The organism is Pseudomonas putida, assembly GCF_004357765.1.
GTDB lineage: Bacteria > Pseudomonadota > Gammaproteobacteria > Pseudomonadales > Pseudomonadaceae > Aquipseudomonas > Aquipseudomonas putida_U.
In genome coordinates this window covers 97,818-116,922 of record NZ_SMTE01000007.1, presented here as the reverse complement: position 1 = coordinate 116,922, position 19,105 = coordinate 97,818, and the positions used below count along the sequence as shown (strand labels likewise).

Genomic DNA, 19,105 nt, shown 5'->3' with positions numbered 1-19,105 from the left:
TCGGTGCTGGCCTCTTCGCGGGACCAGCCCGCTCCCACAGGTGAGTCACGATAGCTGATACCTGTGCTGTACCTGTGGGAGCGGGCTTGCCCCGCGAAGAGGCCAGCACATCCACCCCAAAACCAAAATAACAACCCCCAGTCTTTCGCTTTCCACAGCCACTCCCGTTCAACACCCCCGTCCAGGGGGAGGGATAGCTGTTGCCTGCGAAAACTGCTCCAACCTTGCAGGGCATAGCATGAAACGATTTGTGATTTCCCTTGGTCTGGTTCTAGGCAGTTGCACCACCTTCGCGTCCGAGCCCGGCCCCGCCGCCCCGGACCAGCCACCGACGGCACGCAAGCCGTTCCCACACGTCGCCTGGCGCAGTGACGACGGTCAAAGCAGCCTGGACATCGGCGGCGCCCTGCGGGTCAACTACCGCGACGAGCATTGGGACACCACCGAGAACAACGGCCGATTCCTCTTCGACACCTTCCGTATCGACGTGCAGGCCACCCACCGGCAACTGTTCAGTGATGTCGGCTACTGGTTCCAGGACGACGGCAAGCGCTCCATCGATCGCGGCTTCGTCGGCTATCGCTTCGACGAGCGCTCCAACCTGCAGTTGGGCGCGCCGTTCAAGCCATTCGGCCTGGAGCCCTATCCGCAGTTCGGCTGGAGCTATCACATCCCGTTCTTCATGGGCTATGGCGTCAGCGCCGGCACTGGCCTGAAATACAGCTACAAGGACAGCGCCTGGGACCTGCAACTGGGCTACTTCCCGCGCATGCTACCGACAGGCATCCGCTACTCGCCGGAAATCGGCCGCTACAGCGACCTGGACGACAACGCCGTGGCCTTCACTCAGTCGCGACAGGACAACGAGAAGCGCCACCAGGTCAACGCTCGCGTCGCTCGCACCTTCACCGGCGAAGGCTGGAAAACCGAAATCGGTGCCTCGCTGGCAGCCGCCGACCTGTACAACGCCACCACCCATGACGACGGCGATTACTGGGCCGGCGGTGTCCATGCGTTGGTCAACAGCGGTCCCTGGACCGTGACCGGCCAGGCCATTCGTTACGAGTACGATCCGAAGAACCCTGTCGGCGTCAGTGACGATGCCGTACTGATGGGCGGTAACGGCCTGACCCCGGCCTACCTGATCGCGTCGAAGGCGACCATCGCCGCGCTCAACGTTGGCTATGACGTGTTCACCCCGCGTCTGGGGCAGTTGAAGAAAATCAAGTTCTACACCGACTACAGCCGCATGATGAAAGACAAGAGCGGCTGGGACGACTCGCAGATGTTCACCGTGGGCGCGCAATTCCTGGCGATGCCGATCATGGCCTGGATCGACCTGACCTGGGCACGCAATGCCAATCCATTTGGCGGCGCGGAGAACGGTACCGGCTGGACCAGTACCAATTCGGTGGGAAGCAACGACTGGTACTACCGAACCAACATCAACATCGGTTACTACTTCTGAAGCCGACAAGGCCCCATCGTCGACTTGCCGGCGATGGGGCCGCTACAGACAACCTTGCCAAAGCCGACTACGATAGCCCGCACCCCACAACTGAACCGCGAACATGCCCTGCGACCACAAGATCGTCCTCTGGCGCCTGCAACAAGACGCCCAGGGCTACCCTCCCGCCTCGATCGAAGGCCTGTGGGTCAAGCGCTCCGAAGCCGGCTATGAGGTCGACGGTATCCCGTTCTACGCCTACGGTATCGCCCCTGGTGATACCATCGTGGTGGTCGAGGAAGGTGAACAGTTGTGGTTCGAAAGCCTGCGCTGCAGTGGCGGAGCATCGGTGTTCCGAATCCTGATCAAGACCCCAGGCACTCTCGACCAGGTGCGTGCGGCTGTCGAAGAATTCGGCTGCCGGTGCCAGGCAGAACCTGCAGTGAGGATGCTCGCCGTCGAGGTCCCGCCGTCACGCGCCCTCGACACCCTGCTCTACTACCTGCTGACCCAGCGCGACGCCGGCACCCTGGACTTCGAGGAAGGCGTGTTGCGCCACGCCATCCCCGAAGAGTTCCGCTAAGGTCTCAAGCCTGGGCCAGACGCGCCGCGGGCTTGCGGAACACGAACAGCAAGCCGACCACGATCAGGCCCATGCCCAGCAGGCTGAGCGGTGCCAGACGGTTGCCGAAGATCAGCAGGTCCATCACCGCGGTCACCGCCGGAACCAGGTAGAACAGGCTGGTGACGTTGACCAGGTTGCCCCGGGCGATCAGCCGATAGAGCAACAGGGTCGCCAGCAGCGAGACCACCAGTCCCATCCACAGCAGCGCCGCGACGAAGTCGGCGCTCCATTGGACATGCAAGGGCTGCAGTGGAGCGAACAGCGCGCACATGGCGAACCCTGCCAGGTACTGCAGCGGCAAGGTCCCCATGGGATTGTCGGTGATGCGTTTCTGCAGGATCGAGCCAAAGGTCATGCTGGCCAGCGCCAGCAGCGCGAACAACATGCCAAGCAGCGATACGCCGCCCAGGTTGATGCCCTGGTAGACCACCATCACCAACCCGCACAGGCCCAGGCCCAGCCCGAAAAGGCGGCTCCAGGAGCGCTGACGCTCCATCAGCACCACGGTGAGGATCGGTTGCACGCCCATCACGGTCGCCATCACCCCAGGGGTGACTTGAGTGTTGAGCGCCAGCAGGTAGAAGATCTGATACGCGCCGAGCAGCACGCAACCCGTGCCCAGGGCCCGCAGTACCGCGCCCCGGCTGCGCGGCCAGCGTAGGCCGAGCAACGGTCCGATCAGCAGCAGGCCGGTCAATGCCAGCGCCGAACGCAGCAGCAGGAAGGCGAAGGGGCTGGCCAGGGCCAGGCCGAGTTTGGAGACGATCGCCCCACTGCTCCACAGCAGGACGAACAGGGTGGTAGTGGCCGCCGAGGCCACCGAAGCTTTATTGAAGACAGACATGTATTGCCACCTGATAGTAGGCGAATGAGCCAAACGGCGGGCGCGAGCTTCAGCGGAGGAAGGTGCCGACCGTGTTCAGTAGGTTGCGTAGGTGAAGGGTTGCGGCGTGAAGCCGATCAGCCCAACACGACCACGCAAGGAGGCGGAGCTACGCCGCCTACGACGCCACTGACAGGTGGTGGGTAGTGACTGATCATGACCGGCTGCGGGCTGCCGCGCACGACCATGCCCGCGACTGGCGCGAAGGCAAAGCTTGTGGTGGCAGGGGTGGCGGGCATGATGGAGGACTTTGCAGATGGAAGTGGTCTGGAATATAGCGGTGAATCTGGGGTTGGGCAATAGCCAGCTTTTGTGTTGCTTGACCGGGCCTCTTCGCGGGACAAGCCCGCGAAGAGGCCGGTCCTGCAATCAGAACAACCAGCGATACAACAGGAACGCCACCACCACCGCCAGCACCGGCCGCAGAATGCGGTAGGCCTTCGGGTTGGCACGTTTGAACTGCTTCACACGGGTGCTGATCTTGTTGCTGAAGCGCTTGCTCCAGGCATAGGCCTGGTTGATCCCGCCCACACGCTCGTCATCGGTGTTTTGCGGCGCAGTGGCACGACCGAGGAAAGCACTGACCTTGCGGTTGATTCGGGTCATCAACGGACTGCTCAGCGGTCGCTCGATGTCGCAGAACAGGATCACCCGGGTCACGTCGGTTTCGTTCTTCACCCAGTGCACGAAGGTTTCGTCGAACATCACGTCTTCGCCATCGCGCCAGGCATACGGCTGGCCATCGACGTAGATGCGGCAGGCGTCGGAGTTCGGTGTGGACAGGCCCAGGTGATAACGCAGAGAGCCTGCGAACGGGTCGCGGTGGGGGTTCAGGTGGCTTCCGCCAGGCAATAGGGCGAACATCGCCCCCTTTACATTGGGAATACCGCTGACCAGTTCGACGGTTTTCGGGCACAGCGCCTCAGCCGAAGGCAGTGGTTTGTCGTACCACTTGAGGTAGAAGCGCTTCCAGCCCTTCTTGAAGAAGGAGCCGAAGCCTGCGTCATTGTCCTTTTCCGCCGCGCGGATGTACCCCTCATCGAACAGGCGCATGGCCTCCTCGCGGATCACCTGCCAGTTGTCCTTGAGCACATCCAGCTCGGGGAAACGCTCACGGTCCAGATAGGGCTTGGACGGCACGCCGGAAAACAGGTACATCAGGCTGTTATAAGGGGCGAACAGCGCCGAATGATTGACGAACTGGCGCAACACCGGCAGGCGGGCCTTGCCGCGCAGGTGCACGAACAGCACGCTGCCGAAGAACACCAGCAGGACACCCGCCTTGGCGACGAAGGAAAAGGTCATGCAACACTCCTTGGAAAGGAAGCAGGCCAGCGCCGCCGGCTCCCAGAAAAATCATCCGGCCATCATAAACCCATCCCGCCCCGGTAAAAACAACCTGGGCGGGATCTCACTGATGAAGATTTTGCAATGAACCCGGCCACCGAATGTTGCGCCGGATCAGCGCCACGGCTGATTACTGCTGGTTTTCCTGCTCGCTGAACAGATCGCTGAAGAGCATGCTCGACAGGTAACGCTCACCGGAATCCGGCAAGATTACGACGATCGTCTTACCCTGCATCTCCGGCTTTTCCGCCAGGCGCACCGCCGCTGCCATCGCTGCCCCGCAGGAAATACCGCACAGGATACCTTCCTCTTGCATCAGACGGATGGCCATGGCCTTGGCCTCGTCATCGGACACCGTCGCCACCTGGTCGACGATCGACAGGTCGAGGTTTTTCGGGATGAAGCCTGCGCCGATCCCCTGGATCTTGTGCGGGCTGGGGGTCAACTCCTGGCCGGCCAGGGTCTGGGTGATCAACGGCGAGCTCACCGGCTCCACCGCCACCGACAGGATCGGCTTGCCCTGGGTGTGCTTGATGTAGCGCGAAACGCCGGTGATGGTCCCGCCGGTGCCTACGCCCGCCACCAGTACATCGACCGCGCCATCGGTATCGTTCCAGATTTCCGGGCCGGTGGTCTGCTCGTGGATGGCCGGGTTGGCCGGGTTCTCGAACTGGCCCGGCAGGAAGTACTGCGCAGGGTCCGAAGCCACGATCTCATTGGCCTTCTCGATGGCGCCCTTCATGCCCTTGGCGGGCTCGGTCAATACCAGTTCGGCGCCCAGGGCCTTGAGCACCTTGCGTCGTTCCAGGCTCATCGAGGCCGGCATGGTCAGCATCAGTTTGTAGCCACGTGCGGCGGCGACGAAGGCCAAGCCAATGCCGGTGTTGCCGGAGGTCGGCTCGACGATGGTCATGCCCGGCTTGAGCCTGCCACTGCTCTCGGCGTCCCAGACCATGTTCGCGCCGATCCGGCATTTGACCGAATACCCGGGGTTGCGTCCCTCGATCTTGGCCAGGATGGTCACCCCACGCGGAGCGATGCGGTTGATCTGCACCAGCGGTGTATTGCCGATGGAGTGGGCGTTGTCTGCGTAGATACGGCTCATGGCAGGGTCCTTGAACATGAGAAGAAGCAGGGGAAAGACCTCAAGGGTAAGCCTGCCCCTTCAGCCCGTAAAGCCCCGAGAAGACCGTTCGAACTCCACCGAACGGCCGGCGGTCAACCGCTTGACCCGTTGTGGAGATTCCCCCGATGAAAGCTCGCTATCGCTGGCCGCTCGTCGGCCTGGCCGGCCTGATCGTGCTGCTGGTGGCCCTGCACCTGGCACTGCCTTATCTCGTGCGCGATTACCTGAACGACAAACTCGCCGACATGGGCGAGTATCGCGGCCAAGTCACCGACGTCGACCTGGCCTGGTGGCGCGGTGCTTACCAGATCAATGGCCTGCAGATCGTCAAGACCACTGGCAAGGTGCCCGTGCCACTGCTCGATGCGCCATTGATCGACCTGGCGGTGAGCTGGCACGCGCTGTGGTACGACAAGGCCGTGGTCGCTGAAGTGACCTTCGTGCGTCCCGAGTTGAACTTCGTCGACGGCGGCAACAAGCAAGCCTCGCAGACCGGTCAGGGCACAGACTGGCGTCAGCAGCTGGAAAAACTGCTGCCCATTACCCTCAACGAAGTGCGTATCGACGATGGCACCCTGACCTTCCGCAACTTCAACTCCAAACCGCCGGTCGACCTCAAGGCCACCCGACTGCAAGCGAGCATCCGCAACCTGACCAACGTGCGCGACGAGAAAGGGCGGCGCGACGCCAGCTTCGAAGCGACCGCCCTGCTGCTGGGCGACGCCAAGGTCGAGAGTCGGGCTACCTTCGACCCGTTCAGCGACTTCGACGATTTCGAATTCCGCCTGCGCGCCACGGGGATCGAGCTACGCCGACTCAACGACTTCGCCAGTGCCTACGGCAAGTTCGACTTCAACGCCGGGCATGGTGACGTGGTGATCGAGGCCCAGGCCGAACAGGGCCGGCTGACCGGTTACATCAAGCCGTTGCTGCGTGATGTCGACGTATTCGACTGGCAGCAGGATGTCGAGGAAAAGGACAAGGGTTTCTTCCGTTCGGTATGGGAAGCGCTGGTGGGGGCATCGGAAACAGTGCTGAAGAACCAGCCGAAGAACCAGTTCGCCACTCGGGTCGAACTCAGTGGCAGTGTGCACAATCAGGACATCAGCGCCTTCGAGGCGTTCTTGCAGATTCTGCGCAATGGCTTCATCCAGGCGTTCAATGCACGGTATGAGCAGCCCGCGCCGGATACCGATTAGACCCGCGTGACCCGGTATTCAGGGTCTGAATGCCGGGTCTGCGTTTTCAGCCGTCAAACCCCGCGTTATAGTCGGGGGCAAATCAACAAATAAGTTGTCTGTTCTGGCCCTTTCGCGGGACAAGCCCGCTCCCACAGCTTTCACCTCGGATTTCTGGAACGGTGATAGACCTGTGGGAGCGGGCTTGTCCCGCGAAAGGGCCGGGTCAGGCACCCCGCAGAGGAACCCCCCATGAAGTTCGAAGGCACCCGCGACTACGTCGCCACAGACGATCTGAAACTGGCGGTCAACGCGGCCATCACCCTCGAACGCCCACTGCTGGTCAAGGGCGAGCCGGGGACCGGCAAGACCATGCTCGCCGAGCAGCTCGCCGCTTCCTTTGGCGCCCGCCTTATCACCTGGCACATCAAGTCCACTACCAAGGCCCATCAAGGTCTTTACGAGTACGACGCGGTGAGCCGCCTGCGCGACTCGCAACTGGGCGTGGACAAAGTCCACGACGTGCGCAACTACCTGAAGAAAGGCAAGCTGTGGGAAGCCTTCGAGGCCGACGAGCGAGTCATCCTGCTGATCGACGAAATCGACAAGGCCGATATCGAGTTCCCCAACGACCTGTTGCAGGAACTCGACAAGATGGAGTTCTACGTCTACGAAATCGACGAGACCATCAAGGCCAAGCAACGTCCGATCATCATCATCACCTCCAACAATGAGAAGGAACTGCCCGACGCCTTCCTGCGCCGCTGCTTCTTCCACTACATCGCCTTCCCCGACCGCGAGACCCTGCAGCGCATCGTCGATGTGCACTACCCGAACATCAGCGAGTCGCTGGTCAGCGAAGCACTGGACGTGTTCTTCGATGTGCGCAAAGTGCCTGGGCTGAAGAAAAAGCCCTCCACCTCCGAACTGGTGGACTGGCTCAAGCTGCTGATGGCCGACAATATCGGCGAAGCCGTGCTGCGTGAACGCGACCCGACCAAGGCCATCCCGCCGTTGGCCGGTGCGCTGGTCAAGAACGAGCAGGACGTACAACTGCTCGAGCGCCTGGCCTTCATGAGCCGGCGCGGCAACCGCTGACAGGAGGCGGGCCATGTTGCTCAACCTGTTCAATGAAATGCGTGCGGCCAAAGTGCCGGTTTCGGTGCGCGAACTGCTCGACTTGCACCATGCCCTGCAAAAGCGCGTGGTGTTCGCCGACATGGACGAGTTCTACTACCTCGCCCGCGCCATTCTGGTGAAGGACGAACGCCATTTCGACAAGTTCGACCGGGCCTTCGCCGCCTACTTCAAAGGGCTGGAGAACCTCGACCGGCATATCGAGGCACTGATCCCTGAAGACTGGCTGCGCAAGGAGTTCGAGCGCTCGCTGAGCGACGAAGAACGCGCACAGATCCAGTCCCTGGGAGGTTTGGACAAGCTCATCGAAGCATTCAAGAAGCGCCTCGAAGAGCAGAAGGAACGTCACGCCGGCGGCAACAAGTGGATCGGCACCGGCGGCACCAGCCCGTTCGGTTCGGGCGGCTTCAACCCTGAGGGCATCCGCGTCGGCGATGCTGGCAAGCGCCAGGGCAAGGCTGTCAAGGTGTGGGATCAGCGCGAGTACAAGAACCTCGACGACCAGGTCGAACTCGGCACCCGCAACATCAAACTGGCGCTGCGCCGCTTGCGCAAATTCGCCCGCGAGGGCGCCGCCGAGGAGCTGGACATTGATGGCACCATCGACCACACCGCCCGTGACGCCGGGCTGCTGAACATCCAGATGCGTCCCGAACGGCGCAACACGGTCAAGCTGCTGTTGCTGTTCGACATCGGCGGCTCGATGGACGCTCACGTACGGGTCTGCGAAGAGCTGTTCTCGGCCTGCAAGACCGAGTTCAAGCATCTGGAGTACTACTACTTCCACAACTTCGTCTACGAGTCGGTCTGGAAGAACAACCTGCGCCGCACCTCAGAACGGTTTTCCACCTTCGACTTGCTGCACAAGTATGGGGATGACTACAAGGTGGTGTTCGTTGGCGACGCGGCAATGGCGCCCTACGAGATCACCCAGCCCGGCGGCAGTGTCGAACACTGGAACGAAGAGGCCGGGTATGTGTGGATGCAGCGCTTCATGGAGAAATTCAGGAAGATCATCTGGATCAACCCGTACCCGAAACAGGCTTGGGAATACACGGCCTCGACCCACTTGGTGCGCGATCTGATCGAAGACAGGATGTACCCGCTGACCCTGCAGGGGTTGGAAGATGGGATGCGCTACCTGTCCAAGTGACTGGAGGTTCTAGGTTGGTCTTGGGTTTTGCGGGGGTGCGGATATCGAGCGCCGCCGCGCGGGCGGCGCTCGATATCCGCCACACTGCAACACTCCAGCCGACCTCAGCGCCAGCTCTCTTTCACCGCCCGCCGCCGCCCACCGAGAATCACCCAGCCGATCCCCAGCAGCAGGCTCTCGACCACGAACGCCAGCACGAATCCAACACCGATGCCCCAGCCGATCGCCTCGGGCACCAGCAGGATCTGATAGCTGTAGCCCTTGAGCGTCTCTTCGCGCAATTGCGGGTCGGCCTGGGTCAGCACATGCCAGGTCCGGCTCAGCCACGAACCTTGCAACGCCTGCCACTCGTCCTCGAACAACTGGTTGCGCAGCAACAGACTCTCGATGCTGTTGGCATCGCTGATGAATACCGGGTCGTCACTGCTGCGGTAATGCCGCAGCAGTGCCTGCAGGTCGCCCTTGAAGAATCGTTCGGCAGTTTGCTTGAAACCATCGAGCGCCTGGCGCGACTCGAACAGGTGCGCCTCGACCCGCTGGCTGTAGTCGGTGATCAGCCCCGGGATCTGGATACCGGCCAGCAGGCCGAAGGTGAACAGCAGCAACCGCAGGTAACTTCTGAACATGCAGCATCCTTAGCTCTGGCCGTGGGCAACGCACTCCCCGTGCCGCCACAGGGCCCACTGGCCCGGCTCGTAGCGGTGCCAGGTCTCGTTCTCGGTGAGCGGCTCGGTGGCGATCACCGTGACCACGTCGTTGGGGGTGGTTTGCGTGTGGAAATCGACGATCAGGTCGACATCCTTCAAGCGCGCAGCGCCAAACGGGGCACGACGGGTGATGTGCACCAGTTTGCTCGTGCAGAAGCAGAACAGCCAGTCGCCGTCGCTGAGCAGGCAGTTGAAAACGCCTTTACTCCGGTAATGCGCACAAGCTTCGACCAATACCGGCAGCAGCTGTTCCACCTCGACGGGCTCGGGGAAAGCGGCGCGGATGCGGTTGAGCAGATCACAGAACGCCGCTTCGCTGTCGGTGTCGCCCACCGGCCGGTAGAAGGTCGTCTGGGCGGTGAAATCGGCCAGTTGGCCGTTGTGCGCGAAGCACCAGTTGCGGCCCCACATCTCGCGTACGAACGGATGCGTGTTGGACAGGCACACCCGACCGACGTTGGCCTGGCGGATGTGGCCGATGACCACCTCGCTCTTGATCGGGTAACGCTGTACCAGATTGGCGACTTCCGACTCGCTGCTCGCCGCCGGGTCCTGGAACAGACGCAGGCCGCGGCCTTCGTAGAAGCCGATGCCCCAGCCGTCACGGTGCGGGCCGGTACGCCCGCCGCGCTGCATCAGCCCGGTGAAGCTGAAGACGATATCGGTGGGGACGTTGGCGCTCATGCCCAGCAGTTCGCACATGGTGCTGACTCCGCTTACAAACGCGGCTCGACCCGGCCACCGACAGGCGCGGCTGCGGGCGGGTCGTCGCGGTAACGGTTGCGTGGCTCGGCGGCCAGCGGGGCGTCGACCAGCACCTGCTCATCCTCCTGCGCCCGGCGCGCTGCGGCAGCCTCGGCGTTGGCGCGGCGCTCGCGGGCGCGTTTCTCCAACGGCCAGCGCAGCAGCACGAACAGCAGGTACAGGGCAAAGGCGATCAGGCCGTACATGGCGAAGTCGGACACCGCACGCCAGGCGTTGTTGCCGACCTTGAAGGCAACGTCGAGCGTGGTGATGGCAAGGGCCGGCGCGAAGGCTTCCTTGACCGGGTCGACGATGGTCGGGGTCAGCAGCAATACCGCCACGATCACCCGCAGCGGTTCACGCAGCCAGCGCCACATCCAGCCGGTGAGTTTGAAGCTCACCCACAGGCAGCCCAGGGCGGCCACGAGGTACAGGCCCCAGGCCAGGGTATAGTCGTTCTCGGTCATGGTGTTCGTGCAAGCCAGGCAAAGAGAGGCCTATGATAAACACTTTTACGGGCGCAGGCAGTGTTTGCCTGCCCCCCGCCTACGAGATCACCGATGCCGACCAAGCCCCAGCCCCCCGTCGCCCGCCAGGAGCAGGCCGCCGATCCTTATGCCTGGCTGCAGCGCCGCGACAGCCCAGAGGTGCTCGAATACCTGCAGGCCGAGAACGCCTACCAGGAGGCCTGCCTGGCCGACCAGGCGGCCCTGCGCGAGCAATTGTTCGAGGAAATCAAGGGCCGTATCAAGGAAACCGACCTGTCGTTGCCCTCCCCGTGGGGGCCTTACCTCTATTACACCCGCACCACCGCTGGCGACGAATACCCGCGCCACTATCGCTGCCCGCGCCCAGCCGATGACTCGAACACGGTCGATGAAAGTCATGAACAGTTGCTGCTCGACCCCAACGTCCTGGCCAACGGCGGCTTCCTCGCCCTCGGTGCCTTCAACGTCAGCCCCGACCACCGACTGCTGGCCTACAGCCTGGATACCAGCGGCGACGAGATCTACACCCTCTACGTCAAGGACTTGGAAAACGGCAAGCTGACCACCCTGCCCTTCGACGACTGCGATGGCAGCATGACCTGGGCCAACGACAGCCAGACGCTGTTCTTCGCCGAACTGGATGACACCCACCGCCCCTGGCGCCTGCGTCGTCACACCCTGGGCGAAACCGGGGCCCACGACGTATTCGAGGAGCCGGACGGCCGTTTCTTCCTGCATTGCTATCGGACCAGCTCCGAACGCCAATTGGTGTTGCTGCTCAACAGCAAGACCACCAGCGAGGCCTGGGTACTCGACGCCCAGACCCCGCAAGCCGCGTTCGTCTGCCTGGCCCCCCGGGTCGAAGGCCATGAGTATTTCCCCGATCACGGTCAGCTCGAAGGCCAGTGGCGCTGGTTCATCCGCAGCAACCAGGCCGGTATTAATTTCGCCCTCTACCAGGCGCCCGCTGATCAGCCGCCGTCCCGCGAGCAGTGGCAGGTACTGGTCGCCCACCGCGACGATGTGATGCTCGAAGGTCTGAGCCTGAATGCCGAAGCCCTGACCCTGAGCCTGCGCGAGGGCGGCCTGCCGATCATCGAAGTACGTCCCGAGGGCCTGCCGGCGTACCGGGTCGAGCTGCCGGACGCGGCCTACAGCCTGTATGTCCAGGACAGCCTGGAGTTCGCCAGCCACCGTATCCGCCTGCGCTACGAAGCGCTCAATCGCCCGGCCCAGGTCCGTCAGCTGACATTGGCCACGGGAGAGCAGGCAGTACTCAAGCAAACCCCGGTACTCGGCCCCTTCGATGCCGACGACTATGTCAGCGAACGCCTCTGGGCCACCGCAGCGGACGGCACCCAGGTGCCGATCAGCCTGGTACGCCGACGCCAGGATGTCGGCCAGGCCGTGCCACTCTATCTTTATGGCTATGGCGCTTATGGCGAAAGCCTCGACCCGTGGTTCTCCCATGCCCGCCTGAGCCTGTTGGAGCGTGGCGTGGGCTTTGCCATCGCCCATGTACGCGGCGGCGGTGAACTGGGCGAGGCCTGGTACCGCGCCGGCAAGCAGGAGCACAAGCACAACAGCTTCGGCGATTTCATCGCCTGCGCCGAACACCTGATCGCCCAGGGCGTGACGAGCGCCGAGCGGCTGGCCATCAGCGGCGGCAGCGCCGGCGGCCTGCTGATGGGCGCGGTGCTCAACTTGCGCCCGGCGCTGTTCCGCTGCGCCATCGCCGAAGTGCCGTTCGTCGACGTGCTCAACACCATGCTCGATCCCGACCTGCCGTTGACCGTCACCGAATACGACGAATGGGGCAACCCCGAGGACCCTCAGGTGCATGCGCGCATCAAAGCCTACGCGCCATACGAGAACGTCAAGCACCAGGATTACCCGGCCATGCTGGTGGTGGCCGGCTACAACGACAGCCGTGTGCAGTACTGGGAAGCGGCCAAGTGGGTGGCACGCCTGCGCACCTGCAAAACCGACGACAATCTGTTGCTGCTCAAGACCGAGATGGGCGCAGGGCACGGTGGTATGAGCGGACGCTACCAGGGGCTGCGCGACGTGGCCCTGGAATATGCCTTCGTACTCAACGAGCTGGGTGTGGTGTAACGCCGTCAGTCATCGTCTTGGACCGGCGCTTTCGGCGGGTCCTGGTGCAAGCCAGGCAGAGGCTGGTCCCTGGGCGGCCCTGGGACCGGCATCGGCGGCAACAGCGGCGCTCCGGGCTGGCTGTCGTAGGCCTTGGGCGGCGTGCTCGGAGTGATCTGCGGGTAAGGCGTGGGCGTCGGAGTACCGGGTGCGCCCGGCACTGGCGTGGTGAGCCGTGGTGGCGTGGCCGCTGCCTGGGCAAATGAGACGCAAGCCACGAGCAACGCGGCGAGGATCGCACGAAACATCAGCAACCTCCTGTCGGTAACCTTCCTACAGGCTACGCCGATAATCACCTTTTCGCCTGTCCGACGGCCCGGCAAGCGCGCTAGACTCAAGCCATAACCGTCATCGCCTGAATACAACGAAGGAAACACCATGAGCTCGGCCTCCACTTCTGCCGCCACCGCCCGCCTCGACCGCATCCTCGCCGACGCCAAGCGCGACAAGGAAATGGGCTACCGCGACAAGGCGCTGAAAATGTACCCGCACGTCTGCGGCCGCTGCGCCCGCGAGTTTTCCGGCAAACGTCTGAGCGAGCTGACCGTGCACCATCGCGACCACAACCACGACAACAACCCGCAGGACGGTTCCAACTGGGAGCTGTTGTGCCTGTACTGCCACGACAACGAGCACTCGCGCTACACCGACCAGCAGTACTTCAGCGAAGGTTCCACCAGTACCCCGAGCATCGCCAAGGCCACCCACAACCCGTTCGCCGGCCTCGCTGGCCTGATGAAGAAAGACTAGCCGTCACCACAGCCCCCCGCTGGCGCCGGCCAGCCCGTATAATCGCGGTTTTTTCGTGAAGGGCCCCGGCACGTGGCAAACAAACGGTACAGCTGCATCGGCCTGTTCAACCCCAAGTCTGCAGAGAACGTCGGTTCGGTGATGCGCGCGGCGGGTTGCTACGGCGTCAACTCGGTGTTCTACACCGGCAAGCGCTATGAGCGGGCGCGTGACTTCGTCACCGACACCAAGCGCGTGCACTACGACATTCCGCTGATCGGCATCGACGATCTACAGCGCATCATTCCCTTGGGCTGCACGCCCGTCGCCGTGGAACTGGTCGAGGGCGCACGGGCCCTGCCCGAATATACCCACCCCGACCGTGCCATCTACATTTTCGGACCAGAGGACGGCACGTTGAGCGAAGAAGTGCGTGGGTGGTGCGAAGAGACGATCTACATCCCCACCGAGGGCTGCATGAACCTGGCGGCTACGGTGAACGTCGTGCTGTATGACCGGCTGGCCAAGGGTCTCAATACCCGCTCAGGGCCAAAGTTCAAGTAAACGAAAGCGGCCGACCCTTCGGTGTCGGTCCATCACCCGCCAAAAAATAGGGACCGCGTACCATTTGGCACGCCAAAGGAACGCCAGCGTCGCCCTGCAGGTCAGCTGCTTACACTTCACAAGGAGACCTCGCCATGCTGGATATCCATAGCGCTGCAACCTCGCGGGACCACAACGTCCATGGGCTGGAACGAGCAAGTTCACTGGCCGGGGGAGCCCTGATGATCAGCAAGGGGCTGCGCCACGGCGGCCTGCTGGGGCTGCTGCAAATCGCCGTGGGCGGCCTGGCTCTGGCCCGGGGCGTCAGTGGACATTGCTCGACCAAGGCTTGGTGGCAGCGCCATCGCCAGGAGTACAACGGTTTGAAAGCGGACATCGAGCGCAGTGCCGAGGAACTCAAAGCCTTGAAGGACAGCGCCAAGGCCGCGACCGAAGGGGTGACGGTGACCGGCAAGGACCCATTGCCGGGTATGTGATGGTTCAGTGCCTGTGCCCTACCGCAACACCTTGCTCTGCAACACCTCGGAGTGGCGCCCCAGCACGCTTTCGCTGATCTGCACGAACTCCTCGGTGCTGACGCTGGGCAGGCGCATCAGGGCCTGGGCCACATCGTCCAGCGAGCGCTTGGCCTGGGTATGGATACGGATTTCCTTGTCCAGCGCCTGCAACAGCAAGATGCCCCGCGCCACTTGGCCCGGGGTCGCCTGGGCGGCACGCAGTTCGGTGACTTTGGCGGCGCGCTTCTGCAGGCGCGCCTGCCACACCTCATAGCGGTCATCGCTGATGCCCCCTGCCCGGCGCAACAATTCGTTGGCGTAATAGTCGGTCAGGCTTTCGCCTAGCCAGTCGCTGCCAGTACGCGGGCGAATTTGCGCGAACAATTGCACCACTTCCCGCAGCAGAGGGCTGCTGCCGTTCTCGCTGACCATCGGCCTTGCACTGTGCAGGTACAAGGAACCATGCGCCGCCATTGCGCCGCGCCACATGCCGTCGCGCGCGCCAACCAGGAGCAGTTTCGGCGGATTGCGCGGGAATACAGCCTGCAAGTGCGGCCAGACGAAAGTGAGCAGGGTCAGGCTATCCATCCTTCGCATCCCCTGCCCCACCGGCGCCGCCACGGTGACGTCGGTATCACCCAGGCGCGCGCGACGGCTGCCCAGGTCGCCTGCCAGCATCCAGCCGGTCGGGCGGTCGAACAGCCGCGAGACGTTGTCGACGCGGAATTTGTCCTTGCCGATGCGTGGCCAGGAGGTTTCGATGCTCTTCCAATCGTCGGGCAGGTCGAAAGCCAGACGCGCTACCAACTCGGTGCCGTCCTGTTGATCGAGGCGTGCCGGTGGCACCAGTTGGTCGCCGAGGAACAGCGCCCAGTGCGGTGTGATGCGTGAGGAATAAGCGCCGCTGCGCAGGCGCTGGTCCAGCTGTACCCGGTAGCTGAGGCTGGTCTTGCCCGCTGCCGGGTGCCATACCCCACGCTCGCCCTTCTCTTGCCACTGGCCGTCGGCGAGAAAACCGCTGTAGGCCCCAGCCTTGCCCAGGTCGAAGTCCAGGCTGCGCACGGCACTGCCCTCGGACAGGGTCAGGCGGACTTCAGCCTGACCATTGGCCGGAAGCAGGCGCACTTGATAGTCCAGATCGACTTTCTTGGCCCAGGCCGGCGAACAGGCCACCAGGCAAAGGAGCAACAACCGCTGGCTACGACGCATTCAGAAACTCCTTGTTTCGCGCAGACGAAGTCCGCGCCGATCAGCTGGCGCGGAAAATCAGGTGGTCTTCCCAGTCGTCCTCGTCCACCTCATGTTCGCTGAGCATACGCCCCGACTGGGAAATACGCTGCTCATGCACTTGCGAACGATCGCCGCACACCAGGTGATGCCACGCCGGCAGGTCCTTGCCTTCGCTGACCAGGCGGTAGCCACAGGTGCTCGGTAACCACTTGAACTGGTCGGCCTTGCCGGGGGTGAGCTGAATGCAGTCCGGCACCTGGGCGAAACGGTTCGGATAGTCGCTGCACTGGCAACTCTGCAGGTCGAGCAGCTTGCAGGCGATGCGCGTGTAGTAAACGCTGTTGTCGTCCTCGTCCTCGAGCTTTTGCAAACAGCACAACCCGCAGCCGTCACACAGCGACTCCCATTCTTGCGGGTCGAGTTGTTCGAGGGTCTTGCGCCGCCAGAACGGCGCGCTGTCAGCGTTCATCACACGTATTTCCTGCGTCATCTTCAGGCCGCGGCGTGCGGCGGCGCCAGTCTAGAGCCTGGCCTGCGGCAACGCCAGACCGCTTGTCAGTGTCCGTCGGCGGCCCGCTTCCGAGTCAATAACCGCGCTCGAAGTCCACTTCCCCCCTTATCGCCTGCCCGGCCGCGAAGGCCTGCGCATTCTCGACGAACAACCGCACCATCGCCTGTGGCGAAGTCGGCGCCGAGCTGTGCCCGGTCAGCAGCAGGCCCCAGGCCGTCCAGAATGGGTGGCGCTGGGGCAGAGGTTCCTGGCGGCAGACGTCGATCACCGCCCCTGCCAGGTGCCCCTGCTTGAGTGCCTCGACCAGATCGGCGTCGACCACCGCCACCCCACGCCCGGCATTGATGAACAACGCGCTGGGGTTGAAGCACTTGAACAAGGCAGCATCGTAGAGGTCATGGGTGGCCGGGGTATCGGGCAGCAGATTGAGCACGTAGTCGACCTGGCCGACCAGACGCGGCAACGCCTCCAGCCCGGCCACCTCGACGAACGGCGCCAGCTCGCGGGCGCTGCTGGCCACGCCATACAGGGTGACGCCGAACGGCTGGAGGAACTGCGCCACGCGCTGGCCGATATCGCCGGTACCGACGATCAGTACCCTGCGCCCTTCCAGGCTGACGCCCGGTCGATCGTCCCAGCGTCGCTCCACCTGACTGACCAGACGCGACAGCACCTCGCGCTCATGACCGAGCATGTAGGTGAGCATGTACTCGGCCATCACCTGGCCAAAGATGCCCACGGCGCGGCTCAAGCGGTAATCGCGAGGCAGTCCTTGGGCCAGCAACGGGGTGATACCGGCCCAGGTCGACTGCATCCACTGGGGTTTGTGGCCTTGGCGCAGCAAGGTCGCCAGCAGGTCGGGCTGGCCAAGCCAGACCGGACATTGCGGCGCCAACTGCGCCAGTTCGGCGGAGTCGCCGCTGGTGAGGATTTCCAGGTCCGGTGCCGCCTCGCCCAGCAGGCGAGCGTAGTTGGCATGATCCTGTTCGACGATCAGAACGCGCATCGAGAAAACAACCTTGGCAGACACGACGACGGCCCGACACGCGGGCCGCCAGACAAAAGAGGTGATCCGCCGGGTCAGGCCGGATCGTTACGGCGCAGCAGCTCTTCGGGGAGGTGCTCGATGTAGTCGTCTTCCGGCGGCGGCATCTGCAGGTGGTAACCCTGCGTGTCGAGGTTCTCCAGCACCTTGGCGATGTCCTCGCGAGCCAGCTTGCGTTCGGGTGAGAGCACTAGATCGAAAGCATGGACAGGGGTGCCGAAGAACGGCAGCAAGCCTTCGGGCACGCGCTCCAGGCCCTCGGCCTTGAGCACGTAGAGGTACATCTCGTTCTTGCGGGGGCTCTTGTAGATCGAGCAAATACGTTTCATCGGGTCTCTCCGGCACCTGCCAGGTCATCGAGCAGGGCCTGGCCCATGCGCTCACGGCGCCAGCCGCGCAGCGAATCGGGCAGTTGGTAGGGGCCATTGGGATAGCCGCTCTTGAGCAGGGCTTCCAGGGCTTTCTTGCGTAGCATCAGCTCGGGGGCGATGCCCAAGCGCTCGCCTTCGGCCTGGCCGATGGCGCGCAGACGCTTGAGGATGCCGGAGGCTTCGATCGGCAGCGGCTCAGGCAACGCCTGCGGCCACTGCTCGGCAGGCAGGCTGGCGGCGTGCTTGATCAGCTTGAGCAGCGTCTCGCCGTCCTGGCGAATGGTGCGCGGGTGCATCTCGTCGATCTTGGCCAGAGCCGACAGGTTGTCCGGCTGGTACTTGGCCATGGGCCACAACGAGTGCTCCTTGAGGATGCGGTTGCGCGGTACGTCGCGGCTGCGTGCCTCGCGTTCGCGCCAGGCGCAGAGCTCGCGCAGCACTGCCAACTGTTGCGGTGCCAGCTTCCAGGCCAGCTTGACGTCGCGGTACAGGGTTTGTGGCTCGACTTCGCGGCGCAGGGCCGCGACCAGTTCGGCGCCATCCTCAAGTACCCAGGCGTATTTGTCATCGGACAGGCGCGGGCGCAGGGCAGTGAACAGTTCGGCCAGGTGCACGGCATCTTCGGCAGCGTAGCTGACCTGGGTATCGGACAGCGGGCGCTGCAACCAGTCGGAGCGGGTTTCGCCCTTGGGTAGCTCGATGCCCAGTACCTCCTGCACCAGGCGCGAATAGCCCATGGAGAACCCCAGGTTCAGGTAACCGCCCGCCAGTTGGGTATCGAACAACGGTTGCGGCAGTTTGCCGGTCAGGCGCAGCAGCACCTCGAGGTCTTCGCTGCAGGCATGCAGTACCTTGACCACACCGCTGTCTTCGAGCAAATCGGCCAGGGGCTGCCAGTTCCTGATGGTCAGCGGGTCGATAAGAAAGGCGCGCTGGCCGTCACCGACCTGCACCAGGCCGGCCTTGGGGTAGAAGGTATCGACCCGCATGAATTCGGTATCGAGCGCCACGAAGGGCAGGTCGTGCCAGGCACGGCAGTGTTCGGCCAGGCTCTGGTCGTCACGGATCCAGTGTATTTCGATGGCCACGAGGCTCTCCCACTATCATTGGCGCGCAGTATATACGGCGCAGCCACTGCGGGTGAAACCTGCGCCATCCCTTGCTTCGAT

At 63.3% G+C, this 19,105-nt stretch carries 23 protein-coding genes; 10 read left to right on the top strand and 13 right to left on the bottom strand.

Annotated features, from left to right (window positions below):
* The first annotated feature begins 238 nt into the window (after positions 1 to 238).
* Both E2H86_RS12135 and E2H86_RS12130 read left to right on the top strand, forming a co-directional pair.
* A complete protein-coding gene (locus E2H86_RS12135; protein ID WP_133328038.1) occupies positions 239 to 1,468 on the top strand; it encodes a hypothetical protein in 1,230 nt (409 codons plus the stop codon).
* Positions 1,469 to 1,571: 103 nt separating this feature from the next.
* Positions 1,572 to 2,030, top strand: a complete 459-nt coding sequence (locus tag E2H86_RS12130) for a DUF4265 domain-containing protein (protein ID WP_133328036.1) — start codon at positions 1,572 to 1,574, stop codon at positions 2,028 to 2,030.
* 4 nt (positions 2,031 to 2,034) lie between these two features.
* Here the strand turns inward: E2H86_RS12130 and E2H86_RS12125 are convergent, their stop codons facing one another.
* The 3 genes from E2H86_RS12125 to E2H86_RS12120 all read right to left on the bottom strand — a co-directional run bounded on the left by E2H86_RS12125 (position 2,035) and on the right by E2H86_RS12120 (position 4,260).
* A complete protein-coding gene (locus E2H86_RS12125) occupies positions 2,035 to 2,916 on the bottom strand; it encodes a DMT family transporter (protein ID WP_133328034.1) in 882 nt (293 codons plus the stop codon).
* A 116-nt stretch (positions 2,917 to 3,032) separates the two neighbouring features.
* Positions 3,033 to 3,194 carry a hypothetical protein gene (locus tag E2H86_RS25960; protein ID WP_165976059.1) on the bottom strand — a complete coding sequence of 54 codons (162 nt, stop codon included), beginning with the start codon at positions 3,192 to 3,194 and terminating at the stop codon, positions 3,033 to 3,035.
* 130 nt (positions 3,195 to 3,324) lie between these two features.
* Positions 3,325 to 4,260, bottom strand: a complete 936-nt coding sequence (locus E2H86_RS12120; protein ID WP_133328032.1) for an aspartyl/asparaginyl beta-hydroxylase domain-containing protein — start codon at positions 4,258 to 4,260, stop codon at positions 3,325 to 3,327.
* Here E2H86_RS12120 and E2H86_RS26410 point away from each other — a divergent pair.
* Positions 4,259 to 4,390, top strand: a complete 132-nt coding sequence (locus E2H86_RS26410; protein ID WP_261241437.1) for a hypothetical protein — start codon at positions 4,259 to 4,261, stop codon at positions 4,388 to 4,390. The genes E2H86_RS12120 and E2H86_RS26410 overlap by 2 nt on opposite strands.
* Positions 4,391 to 4,432: 42 nt before the next feature.
* On the opposite strand, the gene cysK is transcribed toward E2H86_RS26410, so the two are convergent.
* A complete protein-coding gene (gene cysK / locus E2H86_RS12115; RefSeq protein WP_133328030.1) occupies positions 4,433 to 5,407 on the bottom strand; it encodes a cysteine synthase A in 975 nt (324 codons plus the stop codon).
* A gap of 146 nt (positions 5,408 to 5,553) precedes the next feature.
* Here cysK and E2H86_RS12110 point away from each other — a divergent pair, with 146 nt between their 5' ends.
* The 3 genes from E2H86_RS12110 to E2H86_RS12100 all read left to right on the top strand — a co-directional run bounded on the left by E2H86_RS12110 (position 5,554) and on the right by E2H86_RS12100 (position 8,896).
* Complete coding sequence (locus E2H86_RS12110) at positions 5,554 to 6,627, top strand: DUF748 domain-containing protein (protein ID WP_133328028.1); 1,074 nt, start codon at positions 5,554 to 5,556, stop codon at positions 6,625 to 6,627.
* Between the two features lie 231 nt (positions 6,628 to 6,858).
* On the top strand, positions 6,859 to 7,704 hold the full coding sequence (locus E2H86_RS12105; protein ID WP_133328026.1) for an AAA family ATPase: 846 nt from the start codon (positions 6,859 to 6,861) through the stop codon (positions 7,702 to 7,704).
* A 13-nt stretch (positions 7,705 to 7,717) separates the two neighbouring features.
* Positions 7,718 to 8,896, top strand: coding sequence for a vWA domain-containing protein (locus E2H86_RS12100; RefSeq protein WP_133328024.1), 1,179 nt, complete (start codon positions 7,718 to 7,720; stop codon positions 8,894 to 8,896).
* A 104-nt stretch (positions 8,897 to 9,000) separates the two neighbouring features.
* On the opposite strand, the gene E2H86_RS12095 is transcribed toward E2H86_RS12100, so the two are convergent.
* From E2H86_RS12095 to E2H86_RS12085, 3 genes are read right to left on the bottom strand one after another with little or no spacing between them, the layout of a single operon-like run.
* Positions 9,001 to 9,522 (bottom strand): DUF2937 family protein, encoded by a 522-nt coding sequence (locus E2H86_RS12095; protein WP_133328022.1) that lies wholly within the window; start codon positions 9,520 to 9,522, stop codon positions 9,001 to 9,003.
* Between the two features lie 9 nt (positions 9,523 to 9,531).
* The gene (locus E2H86_RS12090; RefSeq protein WP_133328020.1) at positions 9,532 to 10,305 is read right to left on the bottom strand and encodes a class II glutamine amidotransferase; all 774 of its coding nucleotides are present in this window, start codon (positions 10,303 to 10,305) and stop codon (positions 9,532 to 9,534) included.
* Between the two features lie 14 nt (positions 10,306 to 10,319).
* On the bottom strand, positions 10,320 to 10,814 hold the full coding sequence (locus E2H86_RS12085) for an MFS transporter (protein WP_133328018.1): 495 nt from the start codon (positions 10,812 to 10,814) through the stop codon (positions 10,320 to 10,322).
* Between the two features lie 93 nt (positions 10,815 to 10,907).
* Between E2H86_RS12085 and E2H86_RS12080 the strand changes: the two genes are divergently transcribed.
* Complete coding sequence (locus tag E2H86_RS12080; RefSeq protein ID WP_133328016.1) at positions 10,908 to 12,950, top strand: S9 family peptidase; 2,043 nt, start codon at positions 10,908 to 10,910, stop codon at positions 12,948 to 12,950.
* Between the two features lie 5 nt (positions 12,951 to 12,955).
* Here the strand turns inward: E2H86_RS12080 and E2H86_RS12075 are convergent, their stop codons facing one another.
* Entirely contained in the window at positions 12,956 to 13,237 is a 282-nt protein-coding gene (locus tag E2H86_RS12075) for a hypothetical protein (protein WP_133328014.1), read from the bottom strand.
* Between the two features lie 130 nt (positions 13,238 to 13,367).
* Between E2H86_RS12075 and E2H86_RS12070 the strand changes: the two genes are divergently transcribed.
* From E2H86_RS12070 to E2H86_RS12060, 3 genes are all read left to right on the top strand, one after another.
* Entirely contained in the window at positions 13,368 to 13,739 is a 372-nt protein-coding gene (locus E2H86_RS12070; RefSeq protein ID WP_133328012.1) for a YajD family HNH nuclease, read from the top strand.
* A 72-nt stretch (positions 13,740 to 13,811) separates the two neighbouring features.
* Positions 13,812 to 14,282 (top strand): RNA methyltransferase, encoded by a 471-nt coding sequence (locus tag E2H86_RS12065; RefSeq protein WP_133328010.1) that lies wholly within the window; start codon positions 13,812 to 13,814, stop codon positions 14,280 to 14,282.
* A gap of 134 nt (positions 14,283 to 14,416) precedes the next feature.
* Positions 14,417 to 14,758 carry a YgaP-like transmembrane domain gene (locus E2H86_RS12060; protein WP_133328008.1) on the top strand — a complete coding sequence of 114 codons (342 nt, stop codon included), beginning with the start codon at positions 14,417 to 14,419 and terminating at the stop codon, positions 14,756 to 14,758.
* 18 nt (positions 14,759 to 14,776) lie between these two features.
* On the opposite strand, the gene E2H86_RS12055 is transcribed toward E2H86_RS12060, so the two are convergent.
* From E2H86_RS12055 to rnd, 5 genes are all read right to left on the bottom strand, one after another.
* Complete coding sequence (locus E2H86_RS12055; protein ID WP_133328005.1) at positions 14,777 to 15,988, bottom strand: hypothetical protein; 1,212 nt, start codon at positions 15,986 to 15,988, stop codon at positions 14,777 to 14,779.
* A 40-nt stretch (positions 15,989 to 16,028) separates the two neighbouring features.
* Complete coding sequence (locus tag E2H86_RS12050) at positions 16,029 to 16,478, bottom strand: YcgN family cysteine cluster protein (protein WP_133328003.1); 450 nt, start codon at positions 16,476 to 16,478, stop codon at positions 16,029 to 16,031.
* A gap of 115 nt (positions 16,479 to 16,593) precedes the next feature.
* Positions 16,594 to 17,526 carry a D-2-hydroxyacid dehydrogenase gene (locus tag E2H86_RS12045; protein WP_133328001.1) on the bottom strand — a complete coding sequence of 311 codons (933 nt, stop codon included), beginning with the start codon at positions 17,524 to 17,526 and terminating at the stop codon, positions 16,594 to 16,596.
* A 74-nt stretch (positions 17,527 to 17,600) separates the two neighbouring features.
* Positions 17,601 to 17,894: a YcgL domain-containing protein gene (locus E2H86_RS12040; RefSeq protein ID WP_133327999.1), complete on the bottom strand. Its 294-nt coding sequence runs from the start codon at positions 17,892 to 17,894 to the stop codon at positions 17,601 to 17,603.
* Complete coding sequence (gene rnd / locus E2H86_RS12035) at positions 17,891 to 19,024, bottom strand: ribonuclease D (RefSeq protein WP_133327997.1); 1,134 nt, start codon at positions 19,022 to 19,024, stop codon at positions 17,891 to 17,893. Before rnd ends, E2H86_RS12040 begins: the two co-directional genes overlap by 4 nt.
* Positions 19,025 to 19,105: the final 81 nt, after the last annotated feature.